The 13,106-nt window shown below is 51.4% G+C and carries 13 protein-coding genes; 3 read left to right on the top strand and 10 right to left on the bottom strand.

Annotated features, from left to right (window positions below; genetic code table 11):
- Positions 1-67: 67 nt before the first annotated feature.
- Positions 68-1,600, top strand: a complete 1,533-nt coding sequence (locus tag MKQ68_RS17840; RefSeq protein ID WP_264280298.1) for a right-handed parallel beta-helix repeat-containing protein — start codon at positions 68-70, stop codon at positions 1,598-1,600.
- A 2-nt stretch (positions 1,601-1,602) separates the two neighbouring features.
- Here the strand turns inward: MKQ68_RS17840 and MKQ68_RS17835 are convergent, their stop codons facing one another.
- The 9 genes from MKQ68_RS17835 to MKQ68_RS17795 all read right to left on the bottom strand — a co-directional run bounded on the left by MKQ68_RS17835 (position 1,603) and on the right by MKQ68_RS17795 (position 7,902).
- Complete coding sequence (locus tag MKQ68_RS17835; RefSeq protein ID WP_264280297.1) at positions 1,603-2,307, bottom strand: urease accessory protein UreH domain-containing protein; 705 nt, start codon at positions 2,305-2,307, stop codon at positions 1,603-1,605.
- Positions 2,297-3,106, bottom strand: a complete 810-nt coding sequence (locus tag MKQ68_RS17830) for an urease accessory protein UreD (protein WP_264280296.1) — start codon at positions 3,104-3,106, stop codon at positions 2,297-2,299. Before MKQ68_RS17830 ends, MKQ68_RS17835 begins: the two co-directional genes overlap by 11 nt.
- Positions 3,103-3,723: an urease accessory protein UreG gene (gene ureG / locus MKQ68_RS17825; protein ID WP_264280295.1), complete on the bottom strand. Its 621-nt coding sequence runs from the start codon at positions 3,721-3,723 to the stop codon at positions 3,103-3,105. The genes MKQ68_RS17830 and ureG overlap by 4 nt, the downstream gene beginning before the upstream one ends.
- Before the next feature lie 17 nt (positions 3,724-3,740).
- Positions 3,741-4,418: an urease accessory protein UreF gene (locus MKQ68_RS17820; RefSeq protein WP_264280294.1), complete on the bottom strand. Its 678-nt coding sequence runs from the start codon at positions 4,416-4,418 to the stop codon at positions 3,741-3,743.
- On the bottom strand, positions 4,415-4,918 hold the full coding sequence (gene ureE, locus MKQ68_RS17815; protein WP_264280293.1) for an urease accessory protein UreE: 504 nt from the start codon (positions 4,916-4,918) through the stop codon (positions 4,415-4,417). The genes MKQ68_RS17820 and ureE overlap by 4 nt, the downstream gene beginning before the upstream one ends.
- Before the next feature lie 9 nt (positions 4,919-4,927).
- The gene (gene ureC / locus MKQ68_RS17810) at positions 4,928-6,649 is read right to left on the bottom strand and encodes an urease subunit alpha (RefSeq protein ID WP_264280292.1); all 1,722 of its coding nucleotides are present in this window, start codon (positions 6,647-6,649) and stop codon (positions 4,928-4,930) included.
- Positions 6,646-7,020, bottom strand: coding sequence for an urease subunit beta (ureB, locus tag MKQ68_RS17805; protein WP_264280291.1), 375 nt, complete (start codon positions 7,018-7,020; stop codon positions 6,646-6,648). Before ureB ends, ureC begins: the two co-directional genes overlap by 4 nt.
- Before the next feature lie 16 nt (positions 7,021-7,036).
- Positions 7,037-7,339 (bottom strand): urease subunit gamma, encoded by a 303-nt coding sequence (ureA, locus tag MKQ68_RS17800; RefSeq protein ID WP_244842056.1) that lies wholly within the window; start codon positions 7,337-7,339, stop codon positions 7,037-7,039.
- Positions 7,340-7,458: 119 nt separating this feature from the next.
- Positions 7,459-7,902: a VOC family protein gene (locus MKQ68_RS17795; protein ID WP_264280290.1), complete on the bottom strand. Its 444-nt coding sequence runs from the start codon at positions 7,900-7,902 to the stop codon at positions 7,459-7,461.
- 300 nt (positions 7,903-8,202) lie between these two features.
- Here MKQ68_RS17795 and MKQ68_RS17790 point away from each other — a divergent pair, with 300 nt between their 5' ends.
- Complete coding sequence (locus MKQ68_RS17790) at positions 8,203-8,517, top strand: hypothetical protein (RefSeq protein ID WP_244842052.1); 315 nt, start codon at positions 8,203-8,205, stop codon at positions 8,515-8,517.
- A gap of 61 nt (positions 8,518-8,578) precedes the next feature.
- Here the strand turns inward: MKQ68_RS17790 and MKQ68_RS17785 are convergent, their stop codons facing one another.
- Complete coding sequence (locus MKQ68_RS17785) at positions 8,579-10,594, bottom strand: S8 family peptidase (protein WP_264280289.1); 2,016 nt, start codon at positions 10,592-10,594, stop codon at positions 8,579-8,581.
- A 600-nt stretch (positions 10,595-11,194) separates the two neighbouring features.
- On the opposite strand from MKQ68_RS17785, the gene MKQ68_RS17780 reads away from it, so the two are divergent.
- A complete protein-coding gene (locus MKQ68_RS17780; protein WP_264280288.1) occupies positions 11,195-13,084 on the top strand; it encodes an autotransporter outer membrane beta-barrel domain-containing protein in 1,890 nt (629 codons plus the stop codon).
- The last annotated feature ends 22 nt before the right edge of the window (positions 13,085-13,106 follow it).

Here is a 13,106-nt window from a genome sequence, read left to right as displayed (position 1 = left end):
AACTTACAATTTCCCGGCGAAATAGTATACAGCTGCTGCCAGGCGGCTTTTTTTGTATCTTATCCCGATGAAGTATTTAATGTTGTTATGTTGCCTGTGGACCATTCAACAGGCTACGGCCGCCACTTATTACGTGGACGCGATCAATGGGAACGATGCCGCCACAGGCCTCTCCGACAAACAAGCCTGGAAGTCTCTCAGCCGGGTGAATGCCCAGGTGTTTCGTGCAGGCGATCAACTGCTCTTCCGCGCCGGCCGCATTTATGAAGGGCAGCTGAAGGTACAGGGCAGCGGCGCTACCGGCATGCCTATCCTCATCGATAAATACGGCGAAGGCTACAAACCGCGCCTGCAGGGCAACGGCGTCATGCCAGCCACGGTGCATATCAACAATGTTGAATACTGGGAAATAAGAAACCTCGACATCTCCAACAACGGCCCGGAAAGGCAGTCCAGCCGCAACGGCATACTGGTACAGGCCCGCGATGTCGGCACCATGCATCACATCTGGCTGTCGGGCTTGGACATTCACGACGTAAACGGCAGCCTGTTAAAGGCAGGCGGCGCCGGTGCGGGCATTATGGTACAATGTGGCGGCAGAAATGTGAAGTCGCGGTTCGACGGCCTGGTGATAGAAAAATGTACGATCCGTAACACGCACCGTAATGGCATTACCTTCGCCGGGTACTGGTCGCGGCAGGACTGGTTCCCCAGCCTGCGCGTCATCATACGCGACAACTTGCTGGAAGGTGTGCCGGGCGACGGTATTGTACCTATCGGTTGCGACAGTGCGCTAATCACACGCAACGTTATACGCGATTGCCCGCGATTGTTGCCAGACGGCGAAGCGGCAGCCGGCATCTGGCCTTGGAGCTGCGATAACACCATCATCGAATACAACGAAGTAAGCGATCATAAAGCCCCCTGGGACGGACAGGGCTTCGACTCGGACTGGAATTGTCGCAACACGCTTATTCAATATAATTACAGTCATGATAACGAAGGTGGCTTCCTGCTGGTGTGCGACGATGGCAGCCAGAAAATGCCGACAAGTGCAGGCAATACGGGAACGGTTGTACGTTACAATATCAGCATCAATGATGGCTCGCGTAAAACCGGCAAGCACGCTGGCTTTTCACCGGTTATTCATTTGCCTGGCCCTGCACGTAACACGCAGATTTATAACAATATGATCATCGTTCCGCAGCGGGAGAAGGGCATCGATAGTTCCATCATCGCGTTCGATAACTGGAACGGCTATCCTGATAGCACGTTATTCGCCAACAATATATTCTACGCTTTAACGCCCGTAGATTACCAGGCGGCAAAGTCTACCCGCATCTACTATGAAAACAATCTCTATTTCGGTAAACACGATAACGCCATCAAAGATCCGCGCGCTGTGAATGCAGATCCGATGTTCCAGTCATTGGTGCTGGGTGGCAACCCGGGTTTCGAAGTGTTGAAAGGATTAAAGTTGCGGCCTGTATCCGCAGCCGCCCGTAAAGGCAGGCCGCTCGTTAAAGAACCTGCAAAAGACTTTTTCGGCAACAAAGTAATGCCGGTAAAGCCGCCAGACATCGGTGTGCATCAGTTCTAACATTACCATCCCCAAAATACCATACCCGCACCGCATATTGTAATGCTGGCGCCACCAATGGCATGCACATACTTTTCCATCTTACCCGTTTGCAGGAAGGAAAAGCCGAAGTAGCCGAGCAATACCATACCCACCATGGTGATCAGGGTGAATAGGGTAAACACGCCCGCAACCAGCAATATCCCGGCAGGCGACTGTTCCACCGCAGGGAAAGTGAGCAGCGGTATTAAGGGTTCGCAAGGGCCGAGTACGAAGATGATGAACAGGATCCAGGGTGTTACTTTGGTGCGCTGTTGCGGGTATACAGGCGCCTCGCCGTGTTTGTGTTCGTATACGTAAACGGAATTGTCGTCGTACACGTCAAAGTGTTTGTGGGCGCGGTTCAGGTACGCCTGGCGGATGCCGTAGATGAGGTATAAGGTGCCGAACACCAGTAATGCCCAGGCGGCGAGGCCGCCGCGAACATCTTCCAGCCCGGTGAGTTTTTTGATCTGCCAGCCGAGCGCGATACCGATTAGCCCAAGTATAATGGAACTGCCCACATGCCCGATGCCGCACACGATCGTCCACCAGATGGTTTTGCCGAGCTTCCAGTTACGCGCTTTCGACAGGGCGATGAAGGGTACGTAGTGATCGGGGCCGGTTACGGTGTGCAGGCAGCTGATGCCAATAGCGGTGGCGGCGAGTGCGCCAATTTCAGCGTTCATGTTCGGATGTATTAGTATAGTGTACAATTTCGTTTGTCCAGATGGCGGTGGCAATGCGCTGCAGGCAGTCGTACAACTGCTCGCCACCCTGCGCCAGCATACGCGCCACAACGGCCGGACCTGCGGCGCGGGTAACGCCACACACGATGTCACCTGGTATCAGTGCGCGAATGTTTTCTTCAAATAAATTCGCACCGGGTGTGGTATCCACATAAATAAAAGTCGCCTGGTGCGTGTGCCCCTCGAGTTGTCCCATCACTTCGGGCGGAATGAGTGCCGGCGCCATCACCTGGTTGTCTTTCAGCAACAGGCGGCCGTTCTGGTAAATCTCTGTGAGGTTCCTCAATAATTTAAATTGAAATACTTCGCCGGAAAGTTTGCGGCCGCAAGTAACGATTTCACCCCAAAGTAACCGGGAGCCCGCGCCGACCGTGATTTTATTATGCGCCTTAAACACGGCGTTTTTATGCGGCACCAGCGGATGGGGAATGTACGAAAGCATGGCTCCGTCTTCCAGCATTACCTGCATGGTTTGCCGCGCTTCCTGCTCCATTTGAAAGATGCGCTGGTACGATTGTGTTTGTAATTGCAGTCGCGTATGTGCTGCAAGTTGCACTTGTATATCGTACACATCGCCATCCAGTATGCCGGGGGAGGAGCTCATCAGCGTAAGGTACAGCGCCGGATCGTGGCGGTCCAATCCCACATCCGCCAGTTTAAAGGGACGGGTGTAAAAACTTTCCTTCAGGTACGTTTTGCCGTTTCGCAGGCCGGTCGCTATTTTCAGTTCGTTGATCATTCTTCCACTCCTTCGAGCAACGCATATTGTTTGATCCAGGTCATCACTTTATCCAGTCCTTCCAGGCTCATGAGGTTTGTAAATATGAAAGGACGTTCGCCGCGCATCTTACGGGCATCGCGGTCCATCACGCCCAGGTCGGCATGTACGTAAGGCGCCAGGTCAATTTTATTGATCACCAGTAAGTCGGAACGTGTAATACCCGGACCACCCTTGCGCGGTATCTTATCGCCCTCCGCCACGTCGATTACAAAGATGGTCACGTCGGCCAGGTCAGGGCTAAACGTGGCAGACAGGTTGTCGCCGCCGCTTTCGATAAAGATGATCTGCACATCCGGGAAGCGCTGCGCCATCTCGTCTACCGCCTCCAGGTTCATGCTGGCGTCTTCTCGAATGGCCGTATGCGGACAGCCGCCCGTTTCCACACCAATAATCCGTTCGGCAGGCAGCAGGCTGTTGCGCGTCAGGAATTCGGCATCTTCCTTTGTATAAATATCGTTGGTGATCACACCAATGCTGTACATACCGGCCATGTGCCTCGACAGCCGTTCTATCAACGCTGTTTTACCCGAACCAACGGGACCGGCCACACCGATTTTTATATAGTTTCTTTCCATTTTTTTAGATTGATCATTTAAGACATGTACAACCGCGAGTACAAGTGTTCATGCTGCATACAGCGGATGTCGAAGCCTGTATTGCAAAGTCCTGTCAGGTTTTCGTCGGCCTGCAACGTAGCCTGGGCAAGCGATTGCAGTAATGGTTGCAAGCGGAACAGGATGTCTTGTCCGTCGAGCTGCCCGAGCGGTACGAGTTTTACGTTGTTGGTCACCATGCCCACTGCTGCATTGTAGTAAAAGGATAACAGCGCCTCTTCCTCCGGGATGCCCAGCAGGCAGGCGTACAGGCCGAATGTTATGCAATAGTGCGGTGACTTTACCTGTTGCTCGAGTTGAGCTGCCAGCTCAAACGGCTGCTGCCGGCTGAATATCTTCATGAGCCGCAAACCAAGCTTCTGGCTGGCGATGCGGATTTCTTTCGGTGTTTTTAACGCGGTACATTCCTCATCCAGCTGCACGAGTCGTTGTAAGTTCTTCGTTTGCGTGGCGGTATAGGCGAAGTGAACAAAGGCGCCGTCGTTGTACTGCAGGTTACACTGCAGCATGTTGCGAACAAAAGCTTCGGCGGTAGCCGTATTGTGTACAAGTCCTTGCTGCACGTACGTTTCCAGCCCGGCGGAATGTGTGTAGCCGCCGATGGGTAAAGTAGGGTCGGAGAGGTGCAGCAGGCTGCCCAGGTAATGTGTACTCATTTGGAAGCCAGGTTCATGATGCGGGAAAATAACGTATTGGCACTCGTACCGTGACTATGCGGCGTGACGTTCGATTTCAGCATGTTGCGCAGCTGGCGTACGGCTTTTGCAGGAGCAAAGCCTGCAGCCTGCAACCATCGGAACAGCGGTTCTTCGTAAGGGATCAGCACCTCATCTTCCTGTAAAAATATGGGCAGATGTTTATTGCCGATCTCATAACATACCGTGCCCATTTCCAGCATATCTTTGGGTTGAATAACGATGGCGTCGCAGGGCACGATGTGCACGACTATAGCGGTTGTATCATCCATGTACAGGATGTCGCCATCCTCAAGCCGCTGGCCTTCCTGCAGGAATTTGATCGCTACTTCGCAACCGCTTTGTGTACGGAGGCGCTGTATACGTTTGGCTGCATCGAACCACTCGATGTGTAACGCATCTTTTTGCAGATGATTGATATGGATACCGGCGACATGGCCCACTTTTTCACGGATCAGCATACACGAAATTTAAAAGAGGAAATACCTTTGCGCCAGTGCTACCTCTTTTGCAGGCTCGCAGGTGATCTTTACGCCATCAACCTTTACTTCGTAGTTTTCCGGGTTTACCGAAATCTCCGGCGTCTTATCATTGTGGATCAGGTCTTTCTTGCTGATATTGCGGCAATCGCTCACGGGCAGCAGTTGTTTCTGTAAGCCATATTCCGCCCCGATATTGTTTTTGATCCCCGCCTGCGATACGAAAGTAACGCTGCTATGCAACACCGCCTTGCCATGCGCGCCGAACATATGCCGGTATATGACAGGCTGCGGGGTGGGGATGGAGGCGTTCGGGTCGCCCATACGGCTGCCGGTAATGATGCCTCCTTTGATGATCATCTCTGGTTTCACACCGAAGAAAGCCGGTTTCCAAAGCACGATGTCGGCGAGTTTGCCGGGTTCGATAGAGCCTACGTGTTTAGCAATGCCCTGTGCGATGGCGGCGTTGATCGTATACTTGGCTACGTAACGTTTTACGCGCAGATTATCGTTGTCGTGACCTTCATCTTCCGGTAACGGGCCGCGTTGTTTTTTCATTTTGTCGGCGGTTTGCCAGGTGCGGGTGATCACTTCACTTACGCGGCCCATGGCCTGCGAGTCCGAACTCATGATGCTGAACACGCCCATGTCATGCAGGATGTCTTCCGCAGCAATCGTTTCCGGGCGTATGCGCGAGTCGGCAAAGGCAACGTCTTCGGGTACACGTTTGTCCAGGTGATGGCAAACCATCAGCATGTCGAGGTGTTCGTCAATTGTATTGATCGTATAAGGTCGCGTCGGATTGGTGGAGGCGGGCAATACGTTCGGGTACTGCGCTGCGCGGATAATGTCCGGTGCGTGGCCGCCACCCGCGCCTTCTGTATGAAACGTGTGGATGACGCGGCCATTGATGGCGTTCATCGTATCTTCCAGGAAGCCGCCTTCGTTTAGGGTGTCGGTGTGGATGGCGATCTGCACGTCCATTTTATCGGCCACGGTAAGCGCCGCGTCGATCACGGCAGGTGTGCTGCCCCAGTCTTCGTGGATCTTTAAACCTAAGGCCCCCGCTTCAATTTGTTCTACCAGTGGCGCCTCAGTAGCGCAGTTGCCTTTACCGAAAAAGCCCAGGTTCATCGGGTAGGCTTCCGCTGCCTGTAACATACGCATGATGTTCCACTTGCCAGGTGTAACGGTCGTAGCGCTGGTGCCATCCGCCGGTCCCGTTCCGCCGCCGATCATAGTGGTGATGCCACTGAACAGCGCATGGTCTATCTGCTGCGGACAAATAAAATGAATGTGTGTATCGATGCCGCCGGCGGTGGCAATCAGATTGCTGCCGTTATGCACCTCCGTAGCGGCGCCAATGATCATGTGTGGGTGTACGCCGTCCATCGTGTCCGGGTTGCCGGCCTGACCAATCCCCACGATCCTGCCATCCCTGATGCCGATATCCGCTTTCACGATACCCCAGTGATCGATGATGATCACGTTGGTGATGAGGAAGTCGAGCACCCCTTCTGCACGAACAGCCGTGCCGGATTGGGCCATGCCATCGCGCACACTTTTGCCGCCGCCGAATTTGCACTCGTCGCCGTATACGTTATAGTCTTTCTCTATTTCGATGATCAGTTCCGTATCCGCCAGCCGCACCCTGTCGCCCACAGTAGGGCCATACATACTGGCGTATTTGGCTTTAGGTATCTTCAGGCTCATGGTGTCGTGTTTTTAAACTGTTGTGCGATCGCTTTTTCCATTGCTTTGTTTTTCGCTTCCTCCGTGGTGGTGTCGCCATCAGCGAGATTAGAAAAGCCGATCGCTTTGCGATGTCCACCGAGTGCTACCAGTTCCACTTCCTTTGTTTCGCCGGGTTCGAACCGGACCGCGTTGCCGGAAGGTACGTTCAACCGCATCCCGAAGGCCTTCTCACGATCAAAGGCCATCATCCGGTTTACTTCAAAAAAGTGAAAGTGCGAACCAATCTGCACTGGCCGGTCTCCCGTATTTACTACGTTTATTTTCACGGTAGATCTGCCCTCGTTGGCGATCACGTCACCGGGTTTCAGAAAATATTCTCCGGGTATCATACTTAGTAATTTGCGTTTAACGGATAGGGTGATGCACCGTCACCAGTTTGGTGCCGTCTGGAAAGGTAGCTTCGATCTGTATTTCGTGGATCATCTCGGGAATGCCTTCCATGACTTCATCGCGATGGAGCACCGTGGCGCCATATTGCATCAGCTCTGCTACACTCTTTCCGTCACGGGCGGCCTCCTGCAGGTGGCTGCTGATGTAGGCTACTGCCTCGGGATAATTCAGCTTCAGTCCACGTGCCTTCCTTTTAGCTGCCAGTTCGCCGGCGAGGAACAAAAGCAGCTTTTCCGATTCTCTCGGCGTTAAGTGCATAGAAAAATATTTTATATGAAAATTATCTGCTTGTCAAGGTAAGAAAAGTAGCTAAGATGAAGAATTAAATCAATTATTTACGGCGAAAATGAAAAAGACGAGGCCTTGGCCTCGTCTTTTTAGTATTTATCATCATTGATCTCTACCCAGTATCCATCGGGGTCGGTGAGGTAAATTTGTTTCACTCCATCTACCCGTTTGGTAGCCGTTTTCGGTTCGCCCGTCCAGCTTTCGTAATGGATCTTATGTTTGTCCAGCAGCTTCATCAACGCTTCCACCGAGGGAACAGAGAAGCAGATGTGCGTGTTTTTATCGTGTTTCGTAATCGCCGGTGAGTTCTGGATCAGGTGCAAATGGCTTTGTTCGCCAATCCGGAACCAGGTATGCTTCCCGTCATGGAAAGGCTCTGGGATAGTGTCGATGTTGAGGATGTCGCGGTAAAAGGCCGTGGCTTTGCCGATGTCGTATACAGACAGGGCAATGTGATTGAGCACGGGTTTTTTCTGTGCGGTCGCTGCAAGCGTAGTGGCCATAATGGCGAAGAGTAGCGTAAGTCGTTTCATAACTATGAAAAGATACAAAAAGGCGGGAGATTTTGGTAACAAATGCGATGGCCGGCTCGTTTGAAAAGCGGGATCAACAGCAAGGGTCGTGCTTTAAAAAGGTGACGGGAGCATAAACAGGACAAGACTCTATCGAGGTAAGCCTATTGTTTCCTATCGATTTGGGTGCCCGCGGGAGAATACCTGTACGGGTGCATGGTTGAGAAAGTTACGTGCAAGCTTCCCGTTAATTTAGTGGTAGTGGTGATTAAAAAATTCCATTGTCAGCGGTATACCGCAGCACTCATTTAAATCTATCTCATGAAAAAATTAGTTGTTATCTCACTCGTTACGTTATCCTTACTCGCGTGCGAAAAGCCTGCGCAAACATGGGAGGGCGTCATCCTTGGTCCCTACTCGGGAAGCACCTGCATTGATCCGCTGTGGTTGCTCGCCTTCGAACGTTCCGGCCGTCCGGATACCATTATCGCGCTTAACGTGCCTGCGCGTTATATGATCGCCGGTGCAAGATTTCCTTTTAAGTTGCAGAAAGCGGCTGACGTAGACTCCTGCCTCACCATGGGCGGCCTGCATCCGCGCGCTTATGTGATCAAACACACTGGTTTGGTAGAATAAATAAAGGGAGGTAGAAACCTCCCCTGCCTGTTAACCTAATTTAAAACAATTACAAAGACACTTACCGTTTTATGAGTTGTACGCCTGGCTTCCAGCCGTTGCTGGTGCGAATGTTTACGAGGTAAACATCAGTTGGCAGTGCAGCAATATCTGCAGTGAAAGAACGTCCCGGCGTTACCTTTTTACGTTGTACTACTTCTCCGGTTTTTCTGGTAATGGTATATTCCAATATCTGTTCGGCAGCATCTGCCTTATAACTTACGTTCACTGTAGTGGCGGCCGGGTTGGGACTGAGTGTTATTTCCGGCGCGGCCATACGCGATGCGGCGGAGCTGATTGACTTCGTTTTTGTGATCGTTGTGCCGCAGATGGATTGTATCTGTACGGTCAGCGATCCCGTACCTGCCGCTGTTTTCGTCACCCAGCAGGAGTTACCGGTAGGGGTGAGAGAAAGTATCGAGGGCGTGGAGGTGCTCCACGTAAAAGTCGCCGGCGCGCCGTACGTGTAATCTGCCAGGTCGTACCAGGCCAGCTGGCCAAGGGTTAGCGCATTCGGACCTGTGATATACGCGTATTGCTGAACGGCCGCCGCCAGTGCTTTGCAGCCATTTGCCATGCCTCCACCATACTGCGAATCGAATCCCGCTGGACCAAGATCGTTGCCGTTATTGCGGATGAGGTCATGCACCTGTATGTAAGTAAGATTTTGGTTGAGTGAGACCAGCTTGGCCGCGATAGCTGCCACTTGCGGTGCTGCGGCGGAAGTACCGTCGAAAGTGGCGGTGTAATTGTCCGGCGAATAACCCGCAGCGCCCATCAGATCGGTCGTTACTATGTCGCCGTAATTCGCGCGACCCATAATGTCGAGGTCCGCACCGTAGCAGCTGTAATCCGACCTTACACCATAATGATCTACCGCGCCGACTGTAATTACCTGTGGATCGCGGCCCGGCCAGCGGATGGCGTTTGACGTGAGTGCCGAGTTACCCGATGCCGCTATAATGATGGCGCCTTTGCCACTTCTGCCGGAGCTTTGGGCAGCGTTAATATTGGCTGCGAGTATTGGCGCATAATTAACGGCATACGACCAGGAGCAGTTAATCACATCTGCGCCCATGTTTTGCACGGCATAAGCAAACGTAGATGCAATGTCACTCTGCGTTTCATTATTATCCCAAAATATGTTGATGCCTCTTATAATATGCGACCCCTGGAAGCCGCCGGCAATCCCCAGGTTATTGTTCGCCGCAGCCGCAATAATACCAGCTACCGAGGTGCCATGTCCATGAAAGACCGTAGCTGGTAGCCCGTGCCCGGTCGGGTTCCTGGGCGCCCATCCGGATGCATAGGCCGGTAAATCTTCATGTGGGGCCAGTCCGTCGTCGATGACCACAATGCTGATCAGGTTACTGGTAGGCATGGCCCAGGTTTCTTCCACATTAATGTCAAGATTCGTATTCGTGGGGTGGTTCAGCCATTCCTGGAAGGGGTATAACGGGTCATTCGTGCCAAAATCGATCTTCGCCCAGTTGTCGGGTGCCGCACAAATAAATTGTCCCGTTTCCTGTAGTTTGTTGGCTATGTCGAACAGGTCGGCGTCGTTTTTAACACGCAATACTTCAAAGGGCCCGAATAGTTTGCGGCTGGAGGTAGTAATATCAACTTTATCCAGCAGGCCGGAAGTACGTAACACATTTTTAGTACTTACGCCTTCTTTCGGCATCAGTATTACTTCTCCCGTTGGCAGAAAAGGCTGGTCGTCCACATACAGCGCTTCCCAGGAGTATATAATATTAGTATCCTTCCTGATTTCGCTCAATACGTTTGCGGCAGGTGCGTCGATATATACTTTTTGCAGCCCGTTGCCGAGGTCCTCCGTTTTTCGTATGCCTGTGGCAGTTAGTCTATGTACAAAAGGGATGGCCGGCCGTTGCTTTTTGAATTTCACAAGCAGGCATCCCGGTGCTGCTTTAAAATAAATTTTCTGGTTGTTTTCGTCGTATGCCCAGGGCGTTTCCTGCGCACGGGCAACGAGGGTGGTGATAGATAAAAGGGTAACGGATAAAAGTTTAATCATCGTTTTTATTTAAGGGTGAAAAAGATATGGTTAGCATAATGCGGACTATCGTGAGGACTACACACAAATTTTGCCTCACTGCTTTCACAATGACCGATGGCGGAGGTATCGTTTATCGTTGGTGCAACATTCCCGGTTCGCCGTGAGGGCGAATGAAATGAAGCAGCCCTCTGCTCCGGTATCATGTTTTGGTACGATGCCCGAAATACGGGCGGGGTAAGACTTAAGTAATTGGGATCCGTAAAATTAGGGTTCGTGTTGATAGTAAATCTAGCAATCCTCCTGCATGGTTCTCACTACTCATTTTTGAGTAATTTTCACTTTTTTCTAAAGTTTCATTTGATGAATTAAATTAATATTATACATTTGTGTCATGTAAGAGTTGGACGGTTTTCAAGGAAATTAAGTTTTAAAAGACACTAAAAAGATGCGCAGCTTCTCCTGAAAAGCAGGGGGCTTCTATATGCTGATACGATATCCCGATTACCAAAGACCCATGCAGTTTATCATCCTGTTGCTATTTCCCGTTTGGATTAAGACATAAGTGAACTTATTAATCAACTAGATACCTATTTAAACGTACCTATTTATCCTAATGCTATGAATAATCCTTTACGTACTGCCGTGCGCGTACTCTTCGCGTCCGGAATGGTCCTCGCTGCGTCCACCGTGCACGCACAAATGAAAATCGGCGACCGGCCTTATACTATTAACAGAGCTTCTGTACTCGAACTGGAAAGCGACCGTCAAGGTTTGTTACTGCCGCGTGTACAACCCGGAATGCTGACTGCCGCTCCCCTGAATGCTGCGCCCGATGGTATGATCGTGGTAGTAGAAAATGCGGCTAACCAGGACCAGGTACTGTACCTGCGCAAGAACGGCGCCTGGGTAAGAATGGCCTCTCTCGACGAATCGCAGTCTAACTGGAGCCGCAATGGTAACGTAGTAGGTGCCGGCGAATTCCTGGGTTCTACCAATGCTGCCGCACTGCTTTTCAGAACGAACAATGTGGACAGGATGGTGATCGACGCCACCGGTCGCGTATCAATCGGTGCTATCACAGCCACCGAAGCGTTTAACCTCGCAGGCAACGCTAATATCGATGGTAATGCGCTGATCAGCGGTTCTATTTCTGCTGCTTCTGCAAACATTACCAACGCTGTTAACGCAGGTTCTGCCAATATCTCCGGCACTGCTGCTGCTAACGCCCTTACAGTAACTACCAATGCTACTGTTACAGGAACAACGACTACCGGCTCGCTGGTAGCCTCCTCCAATGTTACGTTGAGCGGTCTGACTGCCAGCACCACGATGGTGGATGTACTGGTAATTGATCCCACCACCGGTGTGGTAAACCGTCGTACCATTTCAGCGGCTGCGTTCAACAACGCGATTTCTGAAATGAACGGTTCACAGGAAGCGGTGCAGTCATTTGCTGCAGGTTCTGCCGGTACTGACTTTGGTATTTCTACAGCTGCTGGTGTACATACTTTTAACATCCCTACCATTACTGCCGGTGTAACACGTGGTTTGCTCACCCTGGCTGATTGGGAGAAATTACAGGAAACCCAGCAACAACTGGTGGTAAATGCCTTCTCTACTGCTGCCAATGCAAACGGTTTGTCTATCGGTGGTACTAATAACAACGAACTTACCCTGCATCCTGCAGACGTAAATATGCCCGGTGGCGTATCAACCATCGCACAAACTTTTGGTGGTGAAAAAACCTTCCAGGATAAAGTAACTGCTAACACTGGCCTGGAAGTAACGGGTGCTACAAGGTTTAACAATACAGCGGAAGTAACCGGTCGCCTCACTTTAAGCACGGTTGATCCAACTGCTGCTACGGGTCCGTACAGGTTCCTGTTGCAAGGTGCTGCCGGTGTTGTTCAGTCCCGCGAGGTTAACATCGCTGCCCTGGAAAATGGCGTGAACAGAATCGGTGCTAACGGTACTTTTACGGAAGGTCCGGATGTTACATTCGCTACTGCTACTACCGGTACTGATTTCAATATCGGTGTGGATGCTACTACCAAACAGGTAAGCTTCAATATGCCAAATGCTAACGGTGTTGCCGGTGCGCTGGTACGTGGTGTGGTATCGACGGTTGCTCAGTCTTTCGCAGGTGATAAAAGCTTTGCGAACAACGTGAACATCGGTTCTACTGCTGCTGCTAACTCCACTTTACAGGTTTCAGGTTCTATGTCAATGGCCATCAGAACAGTAAGTGCTGCTTACACCCTTACTGACAGGGATAACACGGTGCTGGTAGATGCAACCAGTGGTGATATCGCGATCGACTTACCTGCCCCGGTGGAAGGCCGCGTGTACACGATCAAAAAGATCGGTACCGGCGGTATTGACCACGAAGTAACGATCAACCCGAACGGTGGGCAGATCGAAGGTGGTACAAGCTTCGTTATCTATAATGACTGGACTTTCGTTACCCTGCAATCCAACGGTACCGACTGGTTCATCATCAGGAAATAATTGCTGAACGGCGGGAGGGTTG

Origin of the sequence: Chitinophaga horti, assembly GCF_022867795.2 — a bacterium.
Taxonomy (GTDB): domain Bacteria; phylum Bacteroidota; class Bacteroidia; order Chitinophagales; family Chitinophagaceae; genus Chitinophaga; species Chitinophaga horti.
Note: the sequence above shows the minus strand (reverse complement) of the source record. Positions and strands in the feature narration are given on the sequence as shown.